Raw genomic sequence first — 25,111 nt, forward strand, 5'->3', positions numbered from 1 at the left:
GGTTAATTAGACACCAACTATAATGTCACTGAACAGATTGGTACGACGTTTATCGGAACTTTTCATGAGACATCTTCCTTTCTTCTTTGCATTTCTGGGCATAACGAAGAAGTGATTCGACGGGGCTGCATGTTTCGTGCCGATGGCGCACATCGGCGGGCTGGAGCGGCACATATTGACGGGTCATGGTGATGTCGCTGTGACCTAAAAGGGCTTGCAAAGCATAAGCATTACCGCCATTCATCAGGAAAGATTTGGCCATCGTTCTCCGGAAGGCATTGGGCGGAACCGTGTACACCGGCGTCATGGCAGTGCTTGATGATTAAATGCTTGATCGTGTCTGGTTGAAGGGGCCGCCCTTTGCTTGAGATCCACATGGCATCGTGCTGCTGTCCGCCGCGCAGTCGTAGATACGAGCGGAGCGCCGCGGCGCAAGTGTTCTGCATGAAGAGTGTCAAAGCGGGTTTTGCATATGACACAGGGACAATTGTTGGAGAACGGCGATTGGCGTTCCTTCTTTGTGCAATCCGAGTCGATTCCGATTACTGTAAGCCCGGACAAAGCCATAGAACAGGTCGAAGAAACGACAACTGGAAAAAGTCCAAATAAATAATTGTTAGATATGATTAAATTTTCCGTATCAGAAAGTAAATGAATATTTGCTCCACTAAAATTTGTCGATGGTAGTAGAGCAGGGCTGATTTGAGTGTCGTTCTCTCCCAGTTCTCTCAAACGTTCAATTTCGGGCTCTTTTTGATGATATCCCGAGATGCCTTGTGGCACTAGGAGAAGGCGATGGAAAACGCCGAAATCCCTTGATTTATAAGGCTTTTTGCGGTTTTTTGGTTCCCCTAAAAGGACATGATTTCCACTCAGTTCCCTTTAGCGTGCGCGATTCAGGTTCCAGCGGGCTAACCCCCCGTGGAGATTCGAGTCCTCTCGAACGCACCACCTCAACCAACGACAGGCTTTCTCCTTGCTCTTCGAGCAGAGAGGAAGCCTTTTTGTCGTTCGGAGAAACGTGATCGCAAGGCAAACCTCTTAAAATATTGATGACTTTTTGTAAAATCCAAAATTCCGGTTGCCCGCAGTTTGAGGTAAGGTGGTACAGAGCTTTGAAAGCGCTGCAAAAAACGACCTGAAAGAAAAAGAAAGAAGGGAGGAAATGTCGGGTCACACAACGCGAGCATAAACGGGATGACGCTGCACGGAGGAAACGATAAGGAAGATGAAGAAGGCGAGGGCTTACAATGATCAATCGCAATATAATAGCGGGACTGCTTGTTTTCGTTATGATTTTTGCAAACGCTTTCCAATTGGTAAAGAATGCAAACGCGCAGACGGTCACCGGCAATCCGCTTTACGAATATGACTTGAAATCGTTTGTGGAGGGACAGCCGGATTCGAAGGTCGCTTACGATTATCTCAAGCTGGCGACTGCGCTCCAGGGGATCGTCAACCGGGATGCGCCGCATATTTACTATTATGGCGAGATCAACGCAGCGGCCCGAAACGCGGGGATGGACATGGACCGGTTTTGGATGGATAAGCTGACGGAGCAAGGCGAATACCTCGCTGGCTATGACATCGTATCGGCGGCGGACCTGTTCTCGCTGATCGGCTTGTTTGCCGACCGGGTCGACGGGATCGTGCTGTGGGATGAAAACGTGCCGGCAACGGCAAACGTCGCGTCCACGATAGCGGGCGTGGAAAACTTGCTGCCGGTCCGTTACGACCCTGAGGAAGGGAGCGTCTATGACGAAGTCGTCGCGAAGCGTGCGCTGTTCCCCGTCAAAGTCAATCTCGTCGGCAAATTCACGGGCCGTGGCAATATACCGGACACGACGCTGCAATCGACGGGGAGCGCCAAGGACGATGCCTATTTATGGGCCAAGACGCTGTACCTGGACACGGGCCTGACGAATGCCAAGCTGATGACGTATGCGATCGACGGCATGTCGTGGGTGAACGGACAAGGCGGGGAGCTGAATGCGCGCATCGTCTCCGCCTATATTCCGGACCAGCTTGCGGCCGGACAGCAGTCCGAAGCGATCGTCACCGTCGAAAACACCGGGTCGAAGACGTGGACGAAGGACACGAACGACAGACTCGCCTCCAAGGCGGACAATCAATTCGTCTGGTCGGACCTGAACGGCGGCTTCTCGAACGGAGCGACCGATCAGCGGGTATTTTTGGGCAGCGGCGAGCAAATCAAGTCGGGCGAGCGGAAGACGTTCCGCTTTAAAATAACGGCGCCGGCGACGCCCGGCAGCTATGTGTTCGATGCAGGCATGGTCCGCGACGGTATCGCCTGGATGGGAGCCTCGATCGTTCGCACGATCAAGGTCACGAGCGAGGCCGTGCCGGATATGCCGCGCGGAGGCGAGCTGAATGCCGGCATGTATTCCGCTTATATTCCGGCGAAAATGCAGACCGGCCAGGAGATCGACGTTGCCGTAACGGTCGAGAATACTGGGGAAGCAAGCTGGGTCAAGGCGATGAACGATCGATTCGCATCGACGGTCGACAATCAATTCGAATGGCGCGTAGACAGCGGATTTTCCAACGGACCGGCCGATCAGCGCGTCTTCCTCGGCGACGACGAAGAAGTGAAGGCCGGCGAGCGGCGGACGTTTCATTTTAAGCTCAAAGCGCCGGCAACGGCCGGCCAGTACGCATTTGGCGCCACGATGGTGCGGGACGGCGTCGCATGGGTCGGCGAAACGCTGAAGAGGGTCGTAACCGTCACGAACGAAGCGCAGCCTTCCGAAGATCCGTCCGAAGTCTTTCTGCATGCCGGACCGGGGAGCGGCGGATCCGCGGTCGAAGAGCCGGTCGCGCATAATACGTTCATTTATCCGGACCTTTACAACTCGCAGCTCCCGAACGCCGACTATTATATCGCAAACCGCGCGTTTTTCTTCGATTTAAGCCCCGACGAGAACAGCGTTCCGGTCGACGACAAAGATCAGCCGGTCGGCTCGGACTACGACACGCTGATCGAGCTGCTGCGTTCGCAGAACAGGCAGGCGGCGGGACAATTTATTACGATCGGCGGCTTCGTGCCGTGGTTCCTCAAATATACGAACTACAACGACCCGTCGGCCGCCCTCGATCCCGTCGGATCGGAATGGACCTTCGTCGATATCGCCTCCAAGTACAACGCCCAGCTCGACGCGGACGCTTGCTGCTATATCGGCTTGTCGAACGCTTCGATCTACCGGAAGGTGCCGTTGGATGCCGATCTGCGGCAGGCAAACGACAAGGGGGATAACGGCAAGGCTTATGAACCGGACCGTAAATATGTTTCATTTTACATGGGCGATTACGATTCGGCCGCCTGGACCTCAGGCGTGCTGCCGCTATTTTGGGACGACCCGAAACGGGGAACGCTGCCGCTCGCCTGGCCGATCGCGCCGGCTTTGTCGGAGCGAACGCCGCAGGTGTTCAATTACTTGTACGAGACGATGTCGGCCAACGATTATATCGTCGCCGGCGACAATGGAGCGGGCTATTTAAACCCGATGATGCTGCAGGCGGACCAGCGTCCGGACGGCTTGCCGGACTTCCTTTCCGCGTGGGAGCAGTATAATCGAGAATATTACGACCGCTTCGATCTCGATATTACCGGCTTCCTGATCAGCGGCAATTCCTGGACCGTCCCGCTTCCCGTGCAGGAGGTTTACAGCCGCTTGTCTCCGGCCGGCGTCGGTACGAACGGAGGCTACGAGGCTAATGTCGTGAACGGCACGCCGTATTCGCTCGTCCAAAGCTTTGGCGTGGAGATGAAGGACTCCGCCCAAATGGGCGAGCAGCTCGCCTCGCTCCTGAAAGGCGGGCAGCAGTTCTATAATCTGCGGCTCGTGCTGACGAAGCCAACCGTCGTGGCGGATGCCGTACAGTACGTGAAGGATCATTATCCCGAGCTGAAGTTCGACGTCGTCGATCCGTATACGTACTATAGGCTCTACAAGGAAGGTTCGGGATGGAACGTCGAGGCTCCCGCTACTTACAGCGCGGCCAAGGCGGCGACAGCCGTCCGGGTGGACGGCGCAATCGGGTCCGGCGAATGGGACGACGCGCAGGACATCGAGATCAGCGCCCAATCTGACGACGTGAAAAAGCTTGGCGAGGTATGGAGCAACGCCGACGGTCTTGACGCCAAATACCGGATCAAGTGGGACGACGATTATTTGTACCTGCTGGAGCAACGGCAGGGCGATGCGCTGCAATTCACGGAAACCGGCGGCAAAATGTACCTGTCCGATTCGACGATGCTGTTTCTCGACCTGGATCACAACAAAAACGGCTCGACGTTCCGAGACGGCGACTATGCCGTGATGATGACGGCGAGCGGGCCCGACGGCAAGCCCCATCTGTATATGCGCGAAGGTCATAATACCGGGCTAAAGGAGTTTTCGTTCGATAAAGGAGAGGCAGCTTCGGTCGTAAGCGGCAATAGCTACGTCATGGAGGTTGCCATTCCTTGGTCCGAGATGCAGGCGTTTCCGTTCGAACCTGCCAAGGATAAGCGGATTGGCATGACTCTTCTGGCGACGCATGGTCCGGACAAATGGGGACAGATCATGTGGGTCGGCAACGGCGACGATCAGGCGAACTGGGCCGATCTGGAGCTCGCGGACGATACGCGGCCACCCGTCGACGGCGGCCAGACTTCGACGGTGACGGCGCCTAACCCGAACAAGACGGAAGCGACGATTGCCGCGGGCGGCGCCGGAACGGCGCGCTTGGGCGACGAGATCGAATTGATGCTGCCTGCCGGCGCTTCGACGGAAGCGCTCCGCGTTACGATCGAAAAGCTGACGGGCGATGCCGGCCTGCCCGGAACCAATGATCAATTGCTCAGTCCCGTCTTCGAATTGCTGAAAAATACGAAAGGCAAGTTCGACAAGCCGGTCACGATCCGACTTGCCTTCGATCCTGCCAAGCTGACTGAGGGACGGAAGCCGGTCGTCGCCTATTATGACGAGTTGGCGGGCAAGTGGGTGCCGGTCGGCGGCACTGTCGATGGAAGCGTCATTGCCGCAGATACGGATCACTTCACCAAGTACGCTGTGCTGGGCATCGCGGGTGCGGATGACGGGCAAGGGCCTGCCGAGGCTGCTGCGTTCAACGATATTGCCGGCCATTGGGCGGCCGACCCGATCGCAAAAGCGGCCGGACTCGGCATCGTGAAAGGATATGCAGACGGCAGCTTCAAGCCAGGGACGCCGGTCACGCGCGCAGAATTCGCTGTAATGCTCGTCCGGGCGTTCAAGCCAGAAGCCGAAGCGGATCGCGGAACCGTATTCAAGGATGCGGACCGGATCGGCGAATGGAGCCGGGAAGCGCTCGGCGTGGCCGTTCAAGCCGGCATCATGAAGGGGTATGAGGACGGGACGCTGCGGCCTAACGCAGTCATTACCCGCGAGGAAGCGCTGGCGATGGCGATGCGGGCCGCGGGCACATCGGCCGCGTCAAGGACGCGGACATCGTTCGCCGACGATGCGGATATCGCCGTATGGGCGAAAGGCTATGTGGCGGCGGCATCCGAGCAAGGACTCATTCAAGGGACTGGCGGCAATCGCTTCGGGCCGTCCGTCCGGACTTCGCGTGCCGAAGCGGTCGTAATGGTGATGAATATGTTGAATGCCTCGCCGTTGAGCTGATCTTTGCGCTGATTTGACTCTGTAAGCTGGAAAGACCGGAGGGACGCTCGAAGCTACGATCTTCGAGCGCCGCCGGTTTTTTATTTTCGCATCATTCGACCGCTCAATACCGCTAAGGCAGCATTCGGTAATAGTTGGCAGCTAAATGGGAAACGCTATAGCGACTGAAGACGGGAGGCCTTGTACATGTTGGAATCCACTTCCCCGCCGATCGACGCAAATTCGGAGATGGATCGACCGATCGCCGCAGAACTGAACGCGAACAAAGCGGTGCTGGACGGCATTCTACTCCACTGCGCCGATGCCGTCTTTCATCCGTTTTCGCTAGGCGAAAACAGGGATGCGCTCTTGATTTATTTGTGCGGACTGTCGGATAAGGCGCAATTGGAGAAGATGGCGATGGCGCCGCTCATCTCGATGTCGCATGCGGACGGCGGCGGCTTGTCCGGGATCGCCCGTACGCTGCCCATCGCGGATTCGCATGTGGCGACAACGATACGCGAGCTCGTCGAGGGCCTTTTCGTCGGGATGCCTTGTTTGCTCGTGGAAGGCGAGCAGGGCGGACTTATTCTTAATATGGCCGATTGGGAGAAGCGAGGAATTGAAGAACCAATCGCCGAGTCGGTCGTACGCGGGCCGAGGGAAGGCTTCGGCGAATCGCTTGACGTCAACATGTCGATGATGCGCCGAAGGCTGAGGACGCCCAGCTTTAAAATGAAGTCGATGACGGTGGGCCGAATGACGCGTACGAGAGTGATCGTTTGCTATATCGACACGGCAGCCAAAGAATCGCTTGTGCAAGAAGTGTTGCGCCGTCTGGCAAGTATCGATATCGATGGCGTCCTCGAGAGCGCGACCATCGAGGAAATGATACAGGACGAGACCTTCTCCCCGTTCCCTCAGCTGCTATCGACGGAGCGGCCGGACGTCGGGGCGTCTTCGTTAATGGAGGGAAAAGTAGTGCTGTTGGTAGAAGGCACGCCTTTCGCGTTGATCGCTCCGACATCGCTGTTCGCGCTGCTGCAGTCGCCCGAGGACTATTACCAGCGTTTCTTTCTGGGGACGGTAATCCGGTGGCTCCGCTACCTTTTCTTTTTGCTGGCGCTGCTCTTCCCTTCGTTATATGTCGCGATTCTGACCTACCATCAGGAGATGGTTCCGACGACGCTGCTGCTCAGCATCGCCAAATCGCGTGAAGATATCCCGTTCCCCGCCTTGGTCGAGGCGCTGCTCATGGAAGTCTCCTTCGAAGCGCTGCGGGAGGCTGGCGTGCGCCTCCCCAAGCAGGTGGGCTCTGCGGTAAGCATCGTCGGTGCGCTCGTCATCGGCCAAGCCGCTACGGCGGCGGGGCTCGTGTCGCCGCCTATGGTTATGGTCGTGGCGCTAACGGGGATCGCTTCGTTTATGATTCCGCACTATACGGTGGGCATCTCGATTCGGCTCCTTCGTTTCCCCGTCATGCTGCTTGCCGGATTCCTCGGTCTGCTCGGCTTGATCCTGGGCGTGATCGCGCTCGTCATTCATCTCGCATCGTTGCGTTCGTTCGGAGAGCCTTATCTGGTCTTTTTCCGTCGAGGCGCCAGACATCCTTGGAAAGACACGTTCATACGCGCGCCGGCATGGGCGCTCAGCGAACGGCCGGCAACCACGCAGCAGGAAAACGCCGTCCGGCTTTCCAAGAATGGGCCGACGCCGCAGCGCGAAGGCGGTTGAAGCCATGAGGCGGACCAAAGCCTTCTTCATGCTGGCCCTCGGGATGCTGCTTCCGCTGACCGCGGGCTGCTGGGACCGGATGGAGATCAACGATATGGCCCTCGTCATGGCGACGGGGCTCGACGAGGTCGAGGACGGACGGCTTAAGCTGTCCGTGCAAATTTTCGTGCCGAAAAAAGCGGGCGGCAGCCAAACGATAGGAGGAGATCAAAGCTCGGGAAGCGGAACCTCGCAGACCATCGTGAAAGAATCGACGGGGATATCCGTCGCGGACGCCGCGTCGCGCTTGCAGACGACATTGTCCAGAAGGCTCTCCTGGGAGCATAACGAAGTATTTATCTTCGGCGAGAAACGTGCCGAACGCGGTATCGAAGAGGATATGGATTTTTTGCTTCGATCCCGTCAGACGAGGGAACGCGCCAATCTGTTCGTGAGCGAAGGCATGGCGGTCGATGCCCTCCGGCTTATGCCCAATCTCGAAAGGGACGCTGCAGAGACGCTTCGGGAGATGACGATCTTGCAGATCGGATTAAACGTCTCGTTGTTCGATCTGCTGCACATGCTGCGGAGCACAGGGAAGGCGGCTGTGCTGCCCTACATCCAGAAACTGCCCGATCAGCCCAACGAGAAACCGGGTAACACCGTTTCTTATATTACGGGCAGTACCGTATTTAAAAACGGCAAATCCGTCGGCAAGCTGAATATGCGGCTCACGCGCGGCCTGCTCTGGCTCCGCAACGATACGAAGGAGGCGATCGTCACGTTCGTGCCCGAAGGCATGCCTGGAACTGTGTCCCTGCGTATCGTTCGCTCGAGGTCCGTCCTTGTACCGCGAATCAGTGGAGACAGGTGGTCCGTGCGAGTGAAGGTCGAGAACGATGCCGTGCTGCTGCAGAATACGACCGGAGGCAGCGTTCTAAACGAAGCTTGGGTACGAACGGTGGAACGGGCTGCCTCGCAAAGCATAAAGTCGCGCATCGAGGAAGCGACGGAGGCCGGCCAGCGACAATACAATGCGGATATATTCGGCGTCGCCGAGCAATTTCGCAAGCATTATCCAAAGCAATGGAAACTGGCGCGGAACGATTGGGACCGCACGTTCAAGGAGATTCGAATCGAGGTGGAGGTCCGCACGAAAGTAAAGCGTCCGGGCATATCGAACACTTCGGTTCCCTATTGATCGGAAGGAGCCGACGGTTCAATGAAAATTGCATATCTCGCAGGCTTGGCGCTGCTGGCTGCAGCCATGGCCTGGGCGGACGTCAAGCAGTTGAAGCGCGACAAGTATAACCGGTGGGCATACGGGGGCGTAATGGCGGTTGGCCTTGTATCGTGCAGCCTGTATATGTTCGTGCCGGGCATTCCCGGACCGACAGATTGGATAAGACCTTGGTTCGAGCCGCTGGGAAAATGGCTGGCTCCTTGAGGGGATGATGCGTATGGCTAAAGGAGGCGATGAGACGCGATGGCCAAGGTAAATATATCTGCGGCGCAAATGGGCGTACTGCTTTATTTGTCCGTCATCGGCACCGCCTTTCTGGTCATGCCGTCCGCCGCGACGATCATGGCCGGCAGCGATATGTGGCTGACGCCTATATTCGCCTCGCTTGGCGGGTTCGTGCCGGTATGGGCTGCCGTCCGGCTTAACCGGTTATATCCGGGCAAGCATTTTTTTGCCGTGATTGAAGCAGTGCTGGGGCGCGTTGCAGGAAGGGCTGCCGGCGTTCTCTTTTTGTTGTTCCATCTGCACATCGGCGGAGCGACGATACGCGATTATTCCGAGTTCATTGCAGGAAACTTCTTTCAACAGACGCCGATTCTTGTCCTTATGGCTTCGATGCTGATCGTCTGCGCCATGGCGCTCAAGGCCGGGATCGAGACGATCGCACGCTGCGCCCAGATCTTTTTGCCAGTCGTGCTGACGCTGCTGCTTATCAATGTCATCCTTCTGATCCCCGATATGGATGTCTCCGAGATGTTGCCCGTGCTCGGAAACGGTCTATTGCCGGTGATCAAAGGGATCGTTGTCGTACAGGGCTGGTTTTGCCAGTTTGTCATGATTACTTTTCTGCTGCCTTTAGTTAATGGAGACAAAGCGATCCGGACGGGCTATTGGAGCGTAGCCGCCGCAGCGGCGACAATGGTGCTCATCAATATGACGGTGTTGTTCCTGTTCGGCATTGACGCTGCGCAGTTTTACTACCCTTTTCTTATGGCATCCCGTTACATCCGCGTCGCGGACTTTATCGAACACGTCGAAGCGATGGTCATGGCCAGCTGGGTGCTCGGCACGTTCGTTAGAATTTCCCTTTTCTACTACACGGCTGCGGTAGGGGCGGCATATTGTACCGGCGTCAATGACGAGAAGCTGTTCGTCTATCCGGTAGGTATACTGCTAGTGGTTTCCGCTTTTTGGGTCGCCCCCAGCATGCAGGCGCTGCTGACCTTTATCTCGACTTGGGGCAACATCTATATCATGTCCGGCTATATCGCGTTTCCTGCTTGTCTGGCCTTGATCGGTATGGTTCGTCGCGCATCGGCGAAGGAGAGGGCGAACTCGTGATCGAAAAAATTGAAATTAAGACTTTACATTCGCGTACGTTCCCTATATAATCTAATTTATCGTCTTGAGAAAAAAGCTTTTGATCGGGACGCTCATATGCGGTCGTGGCGGAATTGGCAGACGCGCTGGATTCAGGTTCCAGTGGGCTAACCCCCCGTGGAGGTTCGAGTCCTCTCGACCGCACCACCTTTATAAGTTCAAGCTCGTATGTTCGCCCTTTGGCGGCATGCGAGCTTTTTTGCATCTAACGGTGCCAGAGCAGCATCGGTCAGTATTTTGAGCAGTATGTTGAATGGCGCTAAGCCGTCTGATGGACTATCATAAGCTGATACATATGCACCGACTTGGGAAAGGCGTGAGGTCCCGGCATGAGCGTAAAAACGTCAGCGGGCTGCAAGGGCTGCGATTCGAGCGTGCAGGTAACGGAAGCCCAGATCGACCGCTTGTTGTCGAAGATCAAACCGGACGAACGGGTTGATGACGGCCAGTATAAAAACAGGCTGGAGGCGTGCGCGAGCTGCGACAGTCTTGCCTATGGCACGACGTGCATGCATTGCGGGTGCCTCGTACGGCTGCGGGCAAGTCTGAAGGAGGGGCGCTGCCCGCATCCTGAATCAGCCGTGCGACGGCGGTGGATCGTTTAGTCGTGCGGTAAATGAATAGAGCTCCATGCGCTTTCAAGCGCATGGAGCTTTTTACGGATTTACGAAGAAGTTTTACGAGCGCGGCTTAAAACGCAGCGTCGCGACCGAAGCAGCGGCCAACGGGACTAAGTAGGCTTGGCCGTCGCGCTTGATGCCTGCCAGCGGCTTTGCTTCGACACGATCCGGCGCATCGAACGTATTGTGGGCATTTATGCCGTCGCCGCTTAATACGAGGCCTTCCATCTCGAAGTCTCCTTCGGATCCGCGCAGCTCGAGCCGGAGCTCGGCCGCATCTGCGGGATGCATGTTGAAGAGGCTTACGTGAATGACGCCGTCCTTCCGCGAAGCCGTCGCGCCGACATGCGGCAGCGGCTGGCCATCTCCCGAGCCGAAGCTGCCGAATTCGCCATGCAAGGCGAGCGCCTCGGCATCCTGATGAACGGCGTACATTTTCAGCACATGATAGGTCGGCGTACGCAGCATCCGGTCCCCTTCGGTGAGCACGACGGCTTGCAGGACGTTGACCAGCTGCGCGATGTTCGCCATCTGGACGCGATTGCAGTGCTTATGGAAAATATGCAGGTGAGCGGCTGCGACAAGCGCGTCGCGCATCGTGCTCTGCTGGTACAGAAATCCGGGATTCGTCCCAGGCTCGACGTCGAACCAGGTGCCCCATTCGTCGACGATCATGCCGACGCGGCGCTCGGGATCGTGGCGATCCATGGCCGTGCCGTGGCGGGTGAGCAGCTCGTCCATATGAAGCGCCTTGCGCATCGTGTTCTCCCAGCCGGCTTCGTCGAAGTCCGTCGCAGAGCCCTTGGACTCCCATGTGCCCGGTATCGTATAGTAATGCAGGCTCAGCCCGTCCATTTGCCCGGCGGCCTTCTGCATGAGCACATCCGTCCACCGGTAGTCGTCCGAGTTCGCCCCTCCGGCGATTTTGTACAGCTTGTTGTCCCCGTACTGTCTGCAGTAAGTCTGGAACTGCCTGTACAGATCGGCATAATATTCGGGCAGCATGTGCCCGCCGCATCCCCAGTTTTCGTTGCCTACGCCGAAGTACTTGAGCTTCCAAGGCTCCTCGCGTCCGTTCTGCCTGCGAAGGTTGGCAAGCGGCGACTCGCCGTCGAACGTCATATATTCCAGCCATTCGGACATCTCTTGAACGTTGCCGCTGCCTACGTTGCCGCAAATATAAGGCTCCGCGCCGATCAGCTCGCACAGCCGGAAAAATTCGTGCGTGCCGAAGTGGTTGTTTTCCACGACGCCGCCCCAATGCGTATTGATCATATGCTTGCGCGTCTCGCGGGAACCGATGCCGTCTCTCCAATGATACTCGTCGGCGAAGCAGCCTCCCGGCCAGCGCAGCACCGGAACCTGGAGCTCGCGCAGCGCCTCCAGCACGTCGTTGCGGATGCCGTCCGTATTCGGGATCGGCGAGTCCTCCCCGACCCACAAGCCTTCGTAGATACACCGCCCGAGGTGCTCCGAAAAGTGACCGTAAATATTTTTGTTAATCGTCCCTGTCGTCCAGTCCGTATGCACGATGGCCTTCAGCATGCGACTACCCCTTCCGAATTGCTTCATTAAGATTGCTTGAACACGGTTTCAGCTTCATTATAGAGGCTTGAGTCGGCGCGAACCATCCATTATAATATCCAAAAAACTAACCGATCGTGCTTTAGGAGGAGAGCTCATGCTTGAGCTGCTTAGCTGTGGATATCACTACGTTCACCCGGACGGGATCACGATCGACAGGCCGAGAGGGGCGGGCAACTATGCCTTTGTCTTCTTCAAAAGCCTCGCGGAGATCGTCGTCGACGGTCGCGCGATAAGCGTGGAGCCGGGAATGCACATCATATTCGGACCCGATACGCCTTATTTGTACCGTCATCTCGAGCTGCCTTTCGTGAACGATTGGTTTCATTGCATCGGCAACGATATGGAGCAGCTCCTTGCCGAGCTCGATTATGCGCTGAACGAGCCGCTCAAAGCCGTAGATACCCTGCAGATCTCGCGTGGCGTCATGGAGCTGCGGCGCATTCAGAGCAACGGGGGGCGCCTGGCGGGGCGTATCCTGGACACGGAGCTTCGCGGATTTTTAATGAAGCTGGCAAACGCGACGCAAGCTGCGCCTCTACCGGAAAAAGTAAGCGGCTATTACGGCGCGTTCGTCGATCTCCGGAGCGCCCTGTACAATGCGCCGCACGAACGGACGACCGTCGAAGAGCTGGCTGCCCGGGTCAATATGAGCAAATCTTATTTTCAGCACTCGTACAAGCAGTTCTTCGGCGTGCCTGTCATGACCGATATGATCGCGGCCAGGCTCGAGTATGCCAAGTATTTGTTGAAAAACAGCAGGCTGTCCGTCTCCGAAGTTTCGAATCTATGCGGCTACGACAACGACACGCATTTTATGCGGCAGTTTAAAAAGTATGTCCGCGTCACGCCCAAGCACTACCGCCATGCAGGCGACGCAGCCGCGCCCGGCAGACGAACGGAGTAGATTTGCCCGCCGCCATGCCGCCCCGATCGACGCCGACCCTGGCCGCTCCCGACCGTGGTCCAGTGCAGATCACGACTTTAGCAGGGCTTCCGTTCACGACGCAAGACGATGGGAGGCATTCCTCGCCGAGGCTACAATGATAGAGACAGAGCCGAGGGATAAGGGAGGAAGCGGGATGAACGGCAGTACGCGGGTAGAAGCGCCGGGCCTCGTCGGGAGAGCCGAGGCGGGCGCGCGGTTTACGGTCAGGCAAAGGGCATGGCTATTATGGGAGAAGGTCGTATGGGTCGGCATGGAGTGGCGCAGCGAAGACAAGCTTGATTACGGCATGTGCAAGCTGCTCGTCAAGCGGTATTCGGGCGAGCCCATCGTCTGCGCGGACGGTACGCGCATCGAGAACGGAGACCGCATTGGCGAGCTGCACCTGGACAATCGGCGGATGCTGGAGCTGTCCGGTACGGTAGGCTCGGATCGGGCCGCGTTGAAGACCGCCCGGCTGGCTCGCGCTTCGCTGAGCCGGATCGCCGAGGCGATGGAAGGCGACCCCAGGCTGGCCAAGGTCAAGGGGCTGCTGGGCACGACGCTGCTCCACCGCGGTCTCATACACGGAATGGGCTTCGAGTGCCGGCCGATGCCCTCGCGCACGATGGAGAGATGGACTGCCGCCTATTTGCAGACGCTGCTCAGATTTCTGCATCCGGCGGGCCGGCTCCGCACGCAAGGGAGCAAGGACAAGCTCGTACCGATGCAGCTGATTCATTCGCGTCAATCGCTCAAGCGATCGGTGGGCGGCTTCAAGCCCGCCGCTTCATAAATAAAAGAATGATTCGCCATTCCGGAAGCCTTGAATTCAATAGGCTTCTTTTTTTCGTTTTCGACACGAATGCCTATATGGGCGCATATGAAGGAATATCGAAGCCATATCCATCAAATAGCCGGTTCGGGTCGGATTCTCCGCAACCGTGCGGACGAAGGAGGATGACAGCCATGAGTATGCCTACGATACCGCATGAGCCGTACCGCCCCAGCTTGGATCAGGTCGTCGTGGATCTGCTGAAGTCGATCGCGCTGGAAGAAACCGCGCTCGCGCACTTGCTCAACGCGGAGGCGGAGCAGATGCGGGCGCTCGCGCACCAGGGACAACACGCCGCTTCGCACCGCGCCAGGTGCGAGCTGATGGCGCAAGCAGGACGGCAATCGGTCCGGCTGCTGGACGCTGTCGTCATGAAGGAATGGCTGCTGCTGCGCAAGCTCGACAATACGCTCGACCTGTACAGGTCGGAGCACGGCGACAAGCGCTGCGATTCGGGCGGCCATGACGATGACGATGAATGAGGCCGCGTTTTTTTCCGCGGAGATCAAAAATACAGTCCGCGATGCTTGCTTGCCAGCTCATCGGGAGCTGGCTGAAGCGCTGGACGGCTACCGGAGGGCGCTGGACGCGTTAAGTCCGTTTAGCCGGGCTTCTCATCTCGAAGGTGCCGCGGCGGCATTCGACTTAAGCGCGGCGCAGGCGTCCGTCGGGCAATTAAAAGCATTGAACGAGGCGATAGCAAACCGTTACGATCGTTTGATCGATTGATAGGTTGGCGCCATGCGGCTGCCGTTCATGAATCGGGGCGGCTCCTTATCTGGTCAGCGTCTCGCACGGACCGAACAAAAAAAGGCGTGCGCTCTACTCCATTTAAAAGGGGGTGGGACGGTTGAGCGAAAAGCTGCTCTCGCTCTGCATGATCGTCCGGGACGAAGCGGACACGCTCGCGCGGTGCCTGGCCAGCGTAAAAGGGATCGTAGACGAGACGATCGTGGTGGACACCGGGTCCCGGGACGACACGGCAGCCGTCGCGCGCGCGCATGGTGCCGAGATATATGACTTTAAGTGGACGGGAAGCTTCGCGGAGGCGCGCAACTACAGCTTATCCAAGGCGACGGGGGCTTGGAGCTTGTGGATGGACGCGGATGAAGCATTGGAGTCCCGAGACGCGGAGGCCTTGCGCGAGTTTGTGAGAGCGTCAAGCAGGCATCAACTGCTCTACGCCGAGACGCTTCATTATATCGGCTCCGGCCGACCGGATCCCAGGCGGGCTTATCGGATGGCGCAGCATAGGCTGTTCCCCGGCGGGGGCGGCTACGCATTCGAAGGCGCGATTCACGAGCGGCTTCGCAGAGACGGCGCGCCGGTAGCGGATGACGCGATCTCCTTGATTCCGGCGCGAATCCATCACTTTGGATATATGGACGACATCCGGCATTTGAAAAAGAAGCGCGAGCGAAATCTGCTCATGCTGCAAAAGGAAAAACAAAGCGGCTGCTCCGATCCGTGGACGGATTATCACATAGCAGGCGAGCTTGCCGGCGCAGGCAGCTATAAGGATGCTTTTGCAGCTGTCAACGCTGCGATCGCCGGAGCATTACAGAACGGACAATTGCCCCCGATCGCGTTTTACCGGTTGAAATACGCCATCTTGCTCGCCTCGGGAAGCGAAAAAGGCGCATGGCCCGGCATCGATCGCGCGGTGGCGTTGTATCCGGACGATGCGGGCTTGCGTTTTTACAAGGGTGTCATCTTATACCGTAACGGGCAATATGGCGAAGCGGTCGAGGCGTTCAGGAACTGTCTGGCGCTGGGGGAGCGGTGCGGTCCGGAGCTTACGGAGGCGGGAATCGGCAGCTTCCGCGCTTACGAGTTGACGGGACGATGCTTTGAGCTGTTAGGGGACTCCGTAGAAGCGGCAGCTGCATACGGTCGGGCTGCGGCCATACATGCCGATCACGAAAAGGCGACGAACCGGCTGACGCGGATCGAGGCGGGGAGGAATGAGACATGAAGCGGCATGACGATCGGGAACGAACGAATCCGGCAGAATGCGCCTTGGAGCGGCAGATTGCTGTCCTTTTGTCATCGCTGGCCCGTGAAGACATGGCGCTGGCGCATCTGTTGAACAGTCAAAGCGAATTGGCTGAGCTTGCAACTTCCTCTTTTACTGCGAATCGTACGGACTCTGTCATTGCCGAGGATCGGTTGCTGGCGGTTCGATGTTCGGTGTTGGGCACGGTGCAGGAGACGGTGTCCAAGGAAGTTCTGCATCTTATGAAGTACGATCAGATCCTGGAACGATACGCCGGCGGCATCTACGGGTCCCGGATGGATCGGAATCCATGACCGGAGGGGAGCCGCATGTCATTTTCCGATATCCCCAATATCACGCCGTCCGCCGCGCAGTCCCGCGAGGAAGCGCTCAACCTGCTGTTGGCCTCCATCGCCTATGAAGAGCTTGGACTAAGCCATATCATCAACGCGGAAGGCGAAAAGCTCCAATACGTGCTCGGCACGCTACCTGGCGCCAAAGGGCCTGCGCCAAATATCGATGAACTTCTAGCGATTAATGAGAGCATACGAAATACGCTGCGGGAAGTGACGCAGACCGAGCTTGAGCTGCATGGCAAACTGAACAGCGTACTCTCGATTCCGATCTTGCAAGGCGCGACCGGCGCCACGGGACCGGCTGGCACGACAGGGCCGGCAGGCGGCGTGCTGCCCGGTTCTTTTTTGTTCAACGTGATCGGTCCGACCGGGTCGGCGACGGTAGGCGCCGGCGAGAAACTCATATTCGAATCCGACACGTTGGATATCCAGGTGAGGCAAGGCTCGGCTATCGTGCGGATCGAGAGCGCGTCTCCGGCGACCGGCGCGACCGGAGCGACTGGGGAGACAGGAGCCACGGGGATTGCGGGCATGACAGGGGCGACAGGGTTGACTGGCGCGACTGGTTCGACGGGCGCGGTGGGAGTCACAGGCGGTATAGGAGCCACTGGGTCGACCGGGTCAACGGGAGAAGTTGGCGTTACGGGCTCAACGGGTGCCGCTGGCGCGACTGGTTCGACCGGACCAACAGGAGCAACAGGTGAAAGAGGCACAACCGGACCGACGGGACCAACAGGAGCAACAGGAGCCGCGGGGCTGACCGGAGAAACTGGAATAACGGGAACTATGGGAGCTACAGGTGCTACTGGGTCTACTGGAGCAACTGGCGCAGCCGGACTTACCGGCGCCACGGGTGAATCAGGTACTACAGGAACAACAGGCTCGATTGGTGAGACGGGCGCAACCGGATTGACGGGACCGACGGGATCAACCGGAGCAACCGGCCTGACAGGTGAAACGGGGGCCACCGGAACAACTGGGCCTACCGGTATGACGGGTGTAACCGGGGCGACGGGACCGACAGGGTCGACAGGTGAGGCGGGTGCAACAGGTGCGGCTGGCACGACCGGAACAACTGGGGCCACGGGAATAACTGGCACTACAGGAGCCACCGGTATCACCGGAGATATCGGCGCAACGGGAGCTACCGGCGAAGCGGGTACAACCGGACCGATGGGACAGACAGGATTAACCGGAGAAACTGGAGTGACGGGAGCTACAGGAGCTGCTGGCTCAACTGGATCTACTGGTGCAGCGGGTGTAACAGGAGCCTCGGGGGTTACCGGATCGACTGGAGAAACAGGAGCAACCGGTACGACCGGCGCCACCGGTGCCACCGGCGCGACCGGCGAAACTGGCGCGACGGGTGCCACCGGCACAACCGGCACAACCGGCGAAACCGGCGCCACTGGCGCCACCGGCGTAACCGGCTCCACCGGAGCAACTGGGGGCATCGGCGAGACCGGCGTAACAGGTGCCACCGGCGCGACCGGCACGACCGGCACGACCGGCGCGACTGGCGCCACCGGCCCAACGGGTGAAACTGGCGCAACTGGCGCGACCGGTACAACAGGGGCCAATGGCGAAATCGGCGCCGCCGGAGCGACCGGGACGACCGGGACGACCGGCGAAACCGGCGTGACCGGCGTAACCGGTGCCACAGGCGAGACCGGCACCACTGGCGCCACCGGCACCACTGGCGCCACCGGCACCACAGGCACCACAGGCACCACAGGCACCACAGGCACCACAGGCACCACAGGCACCGCAGGCACGACCGGCGCCACCGGCGAAACCGGCGCCACCGGCGGAACTGGCGCCACCGGCGAAACCGGCACCACTGGCGCAACTGGCGAAACCGGCACCACTGGCGCAACTGGCGCCACCGGCGAAACCGGTGCAACCGGCGCTACCGGCTTAAGCGGAGCCACTGGAGTCACCGGAGCGACGGGCGCGACCGGCTTAACCGGTGCAACTGGCGCCACCGGTGCAACCGGAGTCACAGGAGTCATTGGCGTTACCGGCGCAACCGGCGCAACTGGTGAAACTGGAGTCACCGGCGAGACCGGCGAAACCGGAACCACTGGAGTCACTGGCGTCACGGGTGCAACTGGCATCAACGGCACAACTGGTGAAACTGGAGTCACCGGAGCGACCGGCACGACCGGCGAAACCGGCGCCACCGGCGCGACGGGTGCAACCGGCGTCACCGGCGAAACCGGCGCGACCGGCGAAACCGGCGAAACCGGCGAGACCGGCGTAACCGGCGCGACCGGCACGACCGGTGCAACTGGCGCCACCGGTGCAAACGGAGTCACTGGAGTCACTGGCGTCACTGGCGTCACCGGTGCAACCGGCGCAACTGGTGAAACTGGAATCACCGGCGAGACCGGCGAAACCGGAACCACTGGAGTCACTGGCGTCACGGGTGCAACTGGCATCAACGGCACAACTGGTGAAACTGGAGTCACCGGAGCGACCGGCACGACCGGCGAAACCGGCGCCACCGGCGCGACGGGTGCAACCGGCGTCACCGGCACGACTGGCAACACAGGCACAACCGGTACAACCGGCACTACAGGTGCAACTGGCGCCACCGGCGAAACCGGTGCAACCGGCACGACCGGCGAAACCGGAGCAACTGGCGCGACCGGTGCAACTGGAGCCACTGGCGCGACCGGCGAAACCGGCGAAACGGGTGCAACCGGAGCCACCGGAGCCACCGGTGAAACTGGCGAAACCGGCGTAACCGGCACCGCCGGTGCCACCGGCATAACCGGCACCACCGGCGTAACGGGCGCAACAGGCGCGACCGGCACTAACGGCGCCGCCGGCGCGACCGGACCGACCGGCGTAACTGGCGCCACCGGCGAAACCGGTGCAACTGGCGCAACTGGCGTAACCGGCACCACCGGCGTAACGGGCGCAACAGGCGCTACCGGCGCCACCGGCGCGACCGGACCGACCGGCGTAACTGGCGCCACCGGCATAACCGGCGCCACCGGCGAAACCGGCACCACCGGCGAAACCGGCGAAACCGGCGAAACCGGCGCTACCGGCGCCACCGGCATAACCGGCGCAACCGGCGAAACCGGCGCAACCGGCGCCACCGGCACCACCGGCGCCACCGGCGAGACCGGCGCAACTGGCGCCACCGGCATAACCGGCGCCACCGGCGCTACCGGAGCAACTGGCGCCACCGGCACCACCGGCGCCACCGGCGCCACCGGCACCACCGGCGCGACTGGCGCCACCGGCGCGACCGGCACTACCGGAGCAACCGGCACCACCGGCGCGACCGGTGCCACCGGCGCGACCGGCACTACCGGAGCAACCGGCACCACCGGCGCAACCGGCACCACCGGCGAAACCGGTGCGACCGGCACCACCGGCGCGACCGGCACCACCGGCGCAACTGGCGCTACCGGCGCAACTGGCGCCACCGGCACCACCGGAGCAACTGGCGTTACCGGCTCTACCGGTTCCACCGGTACGATCTCTACCGACGGCTTCTCAGGCTTCATTCCGAACCTCGCTTCGATCACGGCGAGTTCGCAGCTGACCGGGTTCACGGTGGCGAGTCCTTATTTCACGACCGCAGGGTTTAATCCGACGACCGGCAACTATACGGTGCCCACGACGGGTCAATACGCCATAAAAGCTACCATTAACTACAGCACCACGGCTGCGCTGACCATATCGCTGGGAGCGGGCGTGAACCCTTCTTTTTTCATCAGACGGACCTCGCCCACAGCGACGACGTTGATTACCGGATTATTTCCGATCCTGAACGTTAATATTGCGCTTCTCCTTACGCTAAGAGCGATCCTCGGCAGCGGCACGGTCACGTTGGCCGGGGACGTGCAGCTTAACGCAGGAGACGTGATCGGCTTGTTCTATGACGCCAACGGGTTGACGGCGTCGTTGAATCTAGGCGGTTCGACGGCCGGGATCGTATGGTCCATGCATCGATTGACCTAAATTGGAATGTCTGTCTTCTAAAAACCTGACGGCGCGCACAGCGTCGTCAGGTTCTTTGACACAAATTATTTATATTCGATGGAAGGGAGTGCAGGAAATATGTCGAACTATGTAGTATTCATCCTTCAGCAACTAGACTCGGTAAGTGTGGTGTAAAATGAAAAATAAGCGTAACCGGTATTTCTCCAGACCCTCGTTCGCGGCTATCGAAAAGCAGCGGCAGGTGCAGTACGTACGATGGTTCATATGGACGTACTGGCTTGTGATCGGCGCACATTTCTTCGCCCAGCTGTTTTCGTATCTTTTCCTTCCTTACGAGGCAAGTGCGAATGAGTTTTATTTACATATTCTGCTTTACCCCACGCTGCTCATGAGCGGTGTCACAGCATGCGCCCACTTCATTCTTTTCAAGGCCGGACGTTATTCCTTTTATTCGATTTTTTTCGCGGGAACGATTATCTCGATGATTATCGTCCATTTAAATATGGACATACGAATTATCGCCGCGATCATGCTGCTGCCGGTATTTGCCTCGATTTTGTTTTTCAGGTTGAACATGACCTGGTTTACGGCAGTCCTGCAGGCCGCGGGGTTCGGAGCTTTATACCAGTGGGATGCAGGGTTCCGTTCTTTTGTTACCGCTTTTGACTTGATTGCCATCATTCTGTTTTTCGTGCTCAGCACGGTTGCCGCCAGTTATATCATTATCAGCGGACGCGATCTCGTTTTCGATCTTGAAGCCGCGATGATCGCCCAACAACAGCTGCTGGTGGAAAATACGGTCATGTCGCAGCGCTCCAAGACGGACGCATTGACGAACCTGTACAACCATATGTCCTTCCATGAATTTTACGATAAGGCGATGGAATTCGCGGACAGAGGCGCGCCTTTTCATCTGGCTCTGATCGATATCGACAACTTTAAGTCGATTAACGATACATTCGGCCACCGCGTCGGCGATACCATTCTTGCGAATGTCGCGCGCGTGATCAAGGATCGCATATCGCCGGCCGACATCGCGTCTCGCTACGGCGGCGAGGAGTTCGCCTTGTTGTTGTTCGAGCAATCGTTCGAGGAGGCGCATACTTTGGTCGACGGGATCCGGTCGGAGCTCGCGAAGTCGCATCATCCCGAATTGGACGGCAGAGCCGTGACGGTGAGCGTCGGATTAAAAAGCTACGCGAACCCTTACACCAAAGAGAAGCTGTTTGAGGATGTGGACGCGCTGCTGTACCAAGCCAAGCGTACGGGAAAAAACAAGATCGCGTCGGTGGCTTTGACCGTCTGATCGTTTGTAGCCGAACGTCGTTAGCTTTTCGTTTTTAACAGTCCTTCGTCTTGAATGATGACATGGACTTTGAATTGGATTTTCATAAAGGGATAATATTTCGTTCTCCACGCTTGCAAGTCGTCCCGGGAGAGCTTGCCCCGGAAAAGCTGCCCCAAACCTAAAATGTCCGCTTCTTTCGTCTGAGCGTCTTTGAGCATAGCTTGAAAACGCGCCGATAACTCCTCGTCGATTTCCCGTTTGATCTCGGATTCGGAAGGATCGCCCACGGTTTCCAGAACGGTTACTTTCAAATGCAGCAAACTGCTCATGGTCGCTTGGCCTTCGCGCAGCTTGCTGCTGTTCGTCAATCTGTCGGATTCTATTTTTACCGTCGCGTGATGCATGACCTCGATCTTGCCTTGCGTCCCGGCTCCCTTGAACAGATTGTACAGCAGCGCCTCCTCCGAATCGATGGTGCCCACCATTTTGCCGTTTTTGATAACCGCCGCGCCGTTGCTTTCGATCGCCGTCGTCCTGCCGGGCTTGATGGTGGGAATGACGACGTCCCGCGTGTACGAGTCCATGCTGCGGAACACTTCCCAGATTCGGGTCTGCACGACCTCCGGCGACCATCCCGCGTTTTTTTCGAAAAAATCGTACATCTCCGTTCCGCCGATTTTAGAGGAAGCGCTCAGCTTCTCGAAAAGCGGCTCCAGCATTCCGTCGCTTATCGCAGTGAACGTTTTGTTCGGGATATCCCGCGACCGCATGAAGCTCTCAATGCTTTGCCCCAATCCCTTTTCCGCTACGGATTGTTCGAAGACGATGACCTTCAAATGGAGCAAGTCGACCTTGTTCTCCATGTTTTTATTGATCTCGTCCAATATTTCATTGATAGTGCTGCCGGATTCGGAAATGATTTTAGCGCTCGTTTCGGTAGTGCGGGCATCCGGCACGAGCAGCAGTACTTTATACGTTTGACCGGTCTGTTTGACGCCCATAACGACCGGCAGAGAGCGGTGATTGATATCTTTAATATCCCAACAACCGGTCAAGGCCGTCGTTCCGGCGACGATCAGCGCAACAAGCGTCAGGCGGGCGAGTCGCATTTTCATGATTCGACCGCCTCTTTCCGGCGTCGGCTAAAGCCGAGCGCGAAGGTGACCAGCGGAATAACGAAGGCTGCGTATAAGCGCAGGTACGTATTCCACCAGAACATCTGCTCGACGGCGCTCCAATTCGGGACCGATAGGCATACGATGAATACGAAAACCGCCAACAGCGCGCTAGCGACCGGCGCTTTTACGGCAGGCAAGACGCATCGGAGCAGCAGCAGCATTTCCCACATGACCAAGGCCAGGAACAATATAACGAAGCATAGAAGACTGATCATGAAAAACATCGTCACTCTGTCGAACATCAGCCAGCTGACGTCCACCGTATCCACGGCCATGATAAACGGAAAAGGGAACTTGGAAGCCGTATTTTCGCCGAACGTCAAGAGCGGCACATATACCGATATGAGAAAAAACGGAAGCAGCACGAAGCTGAACAAAACGATCTTGCGGCGCTGGTAAGGAACATGAGCGGGGATAAAGCCCAAAAACAAAAATCCCCCGACAAAAGCGAACATGCTCTGCAAATACGGACGGTGGAGTACGTAGGAGAAACTAGCGGCCTTGCGGTCTATGAGAGGCAGCAGGTAATGCCAGTCCGCGTTTTGAAACGATAGTACGATGACCAGAATTAAAAAGGGGAAAAACAACAGCGCAACGAGCATGGCCGTTCTAAATAGCGACTCGACGCCCCATAAGGAAATCAGGGTACTCACCGCGAGAAATAGCAGCATGATCGTCCAAAGCGGGGTATTGCCCAGAAAGATCACGGTGACGATCTCCGCGTATGCGCGAACCGTGATGATGATCATCATGACAAAGTAAAGGGCTAGCGGCAGCAGCAGCAGAAAGGCAAATATGTTGCCGGCGTCTTGAAATAAGTCGATGACGTTTCGCGGCGCGCAATAGCTTAAGCCTTTCGTGTAGATGGCGATCATACCGATATGGACGATAAACCCAAGCAGCACGGCGCTCCAATGTCCGACGGAGAGGCTGGCGATGATATCGGCGGGATAGAGGAAAAAGATCAGGCCCATATGCGTGATCAGACACATGACGATGACCTGCCGGCTTTTATCCATAGCGGCGTCCTGCTTTCCAGCGAGATAAGTAAGGGATGCCGAAGGTACTGACATGCCCCAGATAAGCGCAGATGACGACAATGCCTACGAACAAGCCCAATACGCCGAACATCGCCGACAGAACCAGCAGCAAATACTTGTAGAGCCGAATGGACGTAGCGTTCTGAAAGCCGATAACCGTAAAGTTGGCGATCGTAGAGGCAGCCAAAATAATGATGAGAACGTTACTGACGAGATTGGCCTGAACGACGGCCTGTCCTAAGATGATGCCGCCTACCATCGTAATGGTCGGGCCGATCGTTTTGGGCAGACGGATGGTGGATTCGAGCGTCAGTTCGAGGATCAGCAGCAAGAGCAGCGTTTCGACGAGCGCCGGATAGGGGACGCCCTCGCGGCTGCCGGCGATCGACAGGGCAATCTCGATTCGCAGCACTTCGGGATTCACCGACACCAGCGCTACGTATAAACCGGGCAGCAGCACATTGGCCAGTACGCCGAGAACGCGCAAGACCTGAAAGGATATTCTGAAAAACGCAGGGAAATTGCGATCGCTTTGCGAGACGAACAAATCGGAAACCAGACTCGGCAGCATCAGCGCAAACGGAAACCGGTCAAGCAGCAATACGGCCTTGCCTTTGTTCAACGCGGAGGCTGCTTCCTGGGGGAGCTCGGTCGTATTGTAACGGGTGATCAGCGTCCACTTTGAAAATCCAAGCAGATCTGACAAAGCCTCCAGATCGGGAATGTCACGCTCCGGCGAGGCTTCGATTTTTTGCACGATGGCTTGCATGAGCCGATCGGGAACCTGTCCCTCTACATAGAGAAGAACCGTCCTTCTGCGCTGTTCTCGTCCCGGCACATAAGAGCGAATCCGCAGCTTGTCCGAGGACAAGTGTTTTTTAATGAGTCCGATGTTCGTATCCAGATCTTCGTTGAAGGCGCTGATGGCGCCCCGAAGCACGTTCTCCGTCGTCGGAGCCTCAATGGGGCGGGACAACGTCCGCCTGACCGGGACCAGCCTTATGCACCGATCGCCCGCGTTCGAATAAACAAGGAGATTGCCTTCGGCGATCGCGTTCAGCAGTTCTTGTTCGCTCGGATCGTTCATGGGAATGCCGATTCCGCTCTCCAGAGCGAACAGCGGTTTATCCGCAGAGGCGGCATTCAAGGATAATTGCCTTAATAATTCGAGCGTTTGCGGCAGATCGATCTGAGAATTGTAACCGGCCAGTACGACCGGTTGATAGGCCAAAACGGTTTTGTGCAGGAACAGATCCGAATCCAATTCCTGTCTCGACATCAAAAAAGCCGGCAGATTCATGCGTCACGCCCCTCGCGATCATTTTCCATTATCCCCTTAGAG

General features: G+C 57.9%; 18 protein-coding genes, 1 tRNA gene and 2 pseudogenes. 16 read left to right on the forward strand and 5 right to left on the reverse strand.

Translation table 11 applies throughout. The annotated features are described in order from the left end of the window. Positions 1-49 precede the first annotated feature (49 nt). Positions 50-307 carry a tyrosine-type recombinase/integrase gene (locus ACFOTD_RS17470; protein ID WP_378120958.1) on the reverse strand — a complete coding sequence of 86 codons (258 nt, stop codon included), beginning with the start codon at positions 305-307 and terminating at the stop codon, positions 50-52. Positions 308-2,690: 2,383 nt separating this feature from the next. Here ACFOTD_RS17470 and ACFOTD_RS17475 point away from each other — a divergent pair. The 8 genes and pseudogenes from ACFOTD_RS17475 to ACFOTD_RS17510 all read left to right on the forward strand — a co-directional run. Continuing rightward, positions 2,691-5,243: pseudogene (locus ACFOTD_RS17475) on the forward strand (sugar-binding protein); the annotation flags it as partial. A 126-nt stretch (positions 5,244-5,369) separates the two neighbouring features. Next, positions 5,370-5,669: pseudogene (locus ACFOTD_RS17480) on the forward strand (S-layer homology domain-containing protein); the annotation flags it as partial. A 186-nt stretch (positions 5,670-5,855) separates the two neighbouring features. Next, the gene (locus ACFOTD_RS17485; RefSeq protein ID WP_378120960.1) at positions 5,856-7,382 is read left to right on the forward strand and encodes a spore germination protein; all 1,527 of its coding nucleotides are present in this window, start codon (positions 5,856-5,858) and stop codon (positions 7,380-7,382) included. Positions 7,383-7,386: 4 nt separating this feature from the next. Continuing rightward, positions 7,387-8,562 carry a Ger(x)C family spore germination protein gene (locus ACFOTD_RS17490; RefSeq protein WP_378120962.1) on the forward strand — a complete coding sequence of 392 codons (1,176 nt, stop codon included), beginning with the start codon at positions 7,387-7,389 and terminating at the stop codon, positions 8,560-8,562. Between the two features lie 21 nt (positions 8,563-8,583). Next, positions 8,584-8,808, forward strand: coding sequence for a hypothetical protein (locus ACFOTD_RS17495; RefSeq protein WP_378120964.1), 225 nt, complete (start codon positions 8,584-8,586; stop codon positions 8,806-8,808). 39 nt (positions 8,809-8,847) lie between these two features. Beyond that, positions 8,848-9,945 (forward strand): GerAB/ArcD/ProY family transporter, encoded by a 1,098-nt coding sequence (locus ACFOTD_RS17500; RefSeq protein ID WP_378120966.1) that lies wholly within the window; start codon positions 8,848-8,850, stop codon positions 9,943-9,945. Positions 9,946-10,043: 98 nt separating this feature from the next. After that, a tRNA-Leu gene (locus ACFOTD_RS17505) sits at positions 10,044-10,131 on the forward strand. Between the two features lie 182 nt (positions 10,132-10,313). Further along, on the forward strand, positions 10,314-10,589 hold the full coding sequence (locus tag ACFOTD_RS17510) for a DUF6171 family protein (RefSeq protein ID WP_378120968.1): 276 nt from the start codon (positions 10,314-10,316) through the stop codon (positions 10,587-10,589). 72 nt (positions 10,590-10,661) lie between these two features. Here ACFOTD_RS17510 and ACFOTD_RS17515 read toward each other — a convergent pair whose 3' ends face one another. Further along, on the reverse strand, positions 10,662-12,149 hold the full coding sequence (locus ACFOTD_RS17515; protein WP_378120970.1) for an alpha-N-arabinofuranosidase: 1,488 nt from the start codon (positions 12,147-12,149) through the stop codon (positions 10,662-10,664). Between the two features lie 136 nt (positions 12,150-12,285). On the opposite strand from ACFOTD_RS17515, the gene ACFOTD_RS17520 reads away from it, so the two are divergent. The 8 genes from ACFOTD_RS17520 to ACFOTD_RS17555 all read left to right on the forward strand — a co-directional run bounded on the left by ACFOTD_RS17520 (position 12,286) and on the right by ACFOTD_RS17555 (position 21,569). Then, entirely contained in the window at positions 12,286-13,095 is an 810-nt protein-coding gene (locus tag ACFOTD_RS17520; protein WP_378120972.1) for a helix-turn-helix transcriptional regulator, read from the forward strand. Between the two features lie 175 nt (positions 13,096-13,270). Then, positions 13,271-13,909 (forward strand): YkoP family protein, encoded by a 639-nt coding sequence (locus tag ACFOTD_RS17525; protein WP_378120974.1) that lies wholly within the window; start codon positions 13,271-13,273, stop codon positions 13,907-13,909. A 173-nt stretch (positions 13,910-14,082) separates the two neighbouring features. Beyond that, complete coding sequence (locus ACFOTD_RS17530) at positions 14,083-14,430, forward strand: alpha-helical endospore appendage domain-containing protein (protein ID WP_378120976.1); 348 nt, start codon at positions 14,083-14,085, stop codon at positions 14,428-14,430. Then, entirely contained in the window at positions 14,417-14,677 is a 261-nt protein-coding gene (locus ACFOTD_RS17535) for a hypothetical protein (protein ID WP_378120978.1), read from the forward strand. Before ACFOTD_RS17530 ends, ACFOTD_RS17535 begins: the two co-directional genes overlap by 14 nt. Before the next feature lie 121 nt (positions 14,678-14,798). Further along, the gene (locus tag ACFOTD_RS17540) at positions 14,799-15,923 is read left to right on the forward strand and encodes a glycosyltransferase family 2 protein (RefSeq protein ID WP_378120980.1); all 1,125 of its coding nucleotides are present in this window, start codon (positions 14,799-14,801) and stop codon (positions 15,921-15,923) included. Further along, positions 15,920-16,258 carry an alpha-helical endospore appendage domain-containing protein gene (locus ACFOTD_RS17545; protein WP_378120982.1) on the forward strand — a complete coding sequence of 113 codons (339 nt, stop codon included), beginning with the start codon at positions 15,920-15,922 and terminating at the stop codon, positions 16,256-16,258. Before ACFOTD_RS17540 ends, ACFOTD_RS17545 begins: the two co-directional genes overlap by 4 nt. Before the next feature lie 15 nt (positions 16,259-16,273). Next, positions 16,274-20,281 (forward strand): alpha-helical endospore appendage domain-containing protein, encoded by a 4,008-nt coding sequence (locus tag ACFOTD_RS17550; RefSeq protein ID WP_378120984.1) that lies wholly within the window; start codon positions 16,274-16,276, stop codon positions 20,279-20,281. Between the two features lie 157 nt (positions 20,282-20,438). Then, a complete protein-coding gene (locus ACFOTD_RS17555; protein ID WP_378120986.1) occupies positions 20,439-21,569 on the forward strand; it encodes a GGDEF domain-containing protein in 1,131 nt (376 codons plus the stop codon). A 20-nt stretch (positions 21,570-21,589) separates the two neighbouring features. On the opposite strand, the gene ACFOTD_RS17560 is transcribed toward ACFOTD_RS17555, so the two are convergent. Genes ACFOTD_RS17560 through ACFOTD_RS17570 form a run of 3 tightly spaced genes read right to left on the reverse strand, consistent with a single transcriptional unit; the run spans position 21,590 to position 25,069 of the window. Further along, positions 21,590-22,666: a Ger(x)C family spore germination protein gene (locus ACFOTD_RS17560; protein WP_378120987.1), complete on the reverse strand. Its 1,077-nt coding sequence runs from the start codon at positions 22,664-22,666 to the stop codon at positions 21,590-21,592. After that, positions 22,663-23,748 (reverse strand): GerAB/ArcD/ProY family transporter, encoded by a 1,086-nt coding sequence (locus ACFOTD_RS17565; protein WP_378120989.1) that lies wholly within the window; start codon positions 23,746-23,748, stop codon positions 22,663-22,665. The genes ACFOTD_RS17560 and ACFOTD_RS17565 overlap by 4 nt, the downstream gene beginning before the upstream one ends. Beyond that, entirely contained in the window at positions 23,741-25,069 is a 1,329-nt protein-coding gene (locus ACFOTD_RS17570; RefSeq protein WP_378120990.1) for a spore germination protein, read from the reverse strand. The genes ACFOTD_RS17565 and ACFOTD_RS17570 overlap by 8 nt, the downstream gene beginning before the upstream one ends. Positions 25,070-25,111 lie beyond the last annotated feature (42 nt).

Origin of the sequence: Cohnella sp. GCM10012308 (assembly GCF_042649185.1) — a bacterium.
In the GTDB taxonomy this organism is placed as follows: Bacteria; Bacillota; Bacilli; order Paenibacillales; family Paenibacillaceae; genus Cohnella.

Bases quoted from the DNA above. Each gene is read 5' to 3' on its own strand.
- ACFOTD_RS17470 (WP_378120958.1), bottom strand. From the start codon at position 307: ATGACGCCGGTGTACACGGTTCCGCCCAATGCCTTCCGGAGAACGATG.
- ACFOTD_RS17485 (WP_378120960.1), top strand. From the start codon at position 5,856: ATGTTGGAATCCACTTCCCCGCCGATCGACGCAAATTCGGAGATGGAT.
- ACFOTD_RS17490 (WP_378120962.1), top strand. From the start codon at position 7,387: ATGAGGCGGACCAAAGCCTTCTTCATGCTGGCCCTCGGGATGCTGCTT.
- ACFOTD_RS17495 (WP_378120964.1), top strand. From the start codon at position 8,584: ATGAAAATTGCATATCTCGCAGGCTTGGCGCTGCTGGCTGCAGCCATG.
- ACFOTD_RS17500 (WP_378120966.1), top strand. From the start codon at position 8,848: ATGGCCAAGGTAAATATATCTGCGGCGCAAATGGGCGTACTGCTTTAT.
- ACFOTD_RS17510 (WP_378120968.1), top strand. From the start codon at position 10,314: ATGAGCGTAAAAACGTCAGCGGGCTGCAAGGGCTGCGATTCGAGCGTG.
- ACFOTD_RS17515 (WP_378120970.1), bottom strand. From the start codon at position 12,149: ATGCTGAAGGCCATCGTGCATACGGACTGGACGACAGGGACGATTAAC.
- ACFOTD_RS17520 (WP_378120972.1), top strand. From the start codon at position 12,286: ATGCTTGAGCTGCTTAGCTGTGGATATCACTACGTTCACCCGGACGGG.
- ACFOTD_RS17525 (WP_378120974.1), top strand. From the start codon at position 13,271: ATGAACGGCAGTACGCGGGTAGAAGCGCCGGGCCTCGTCGGGAGAGCC.
- ACFOTD_RS17530 (WP_378120976.1), top strand. From the start codon at position 14,083: ATGAGTATGCCTACGATACCGCATGAGCCGTACCGCCCCAGCTTGGAT.
- ACFOTD_RS17535 (WP_378120978.1), top strand. From the start codon at position 14,417: ATGACGATGAATGAGGCCGCGTTTTTTTCCGCGGAGATCAAAAATACA.
- ACFOTD_RS17545 (WP_378120982.1), top strand. From the start codon at position 15,920: ATGAAGCGGCATGACGATCGGGAACGAACGAATCCGGCAGAATGCGCC.
- ACFOTD_RS17550 (WP_378120984.1), top strand. From the start codon at position 16,274: ATGTCATTTTCCGATATCCCCAATATCACGCCGTCCGCCGCGCAGTCC.
- ACFOTD_RS17555 (WP_378120986.1), top strand. From the start codon at position 20,439: ATGAAAAATAAGCGTAACCGGTATTTCTCCAGACCCTCGTTCGCGGCT.
- ACFOTD_RS17560 (WP_378120987.1), bottom strand. From the start codon at position 22,666: ATGAAAATGCGACTCGCCCGCCTGACGCTTGTTGCGCTGATCGTCGCC.
- ACFOTD_RS17565 (WP_378120989.1), bottom strand. From the start codon at position 23,748: ATGGATAAAAGCCGGCAGGTCATCGTCATGTGTCTGATCACGCATATG.
- ACFOTD_RS17570 (WP_378120990.1), bottom strand. From the start codon at position 25,069: ATGAATCTGCCGGCTTTTTTGATGTCGAGACAGGAATTGGATTCGGAT.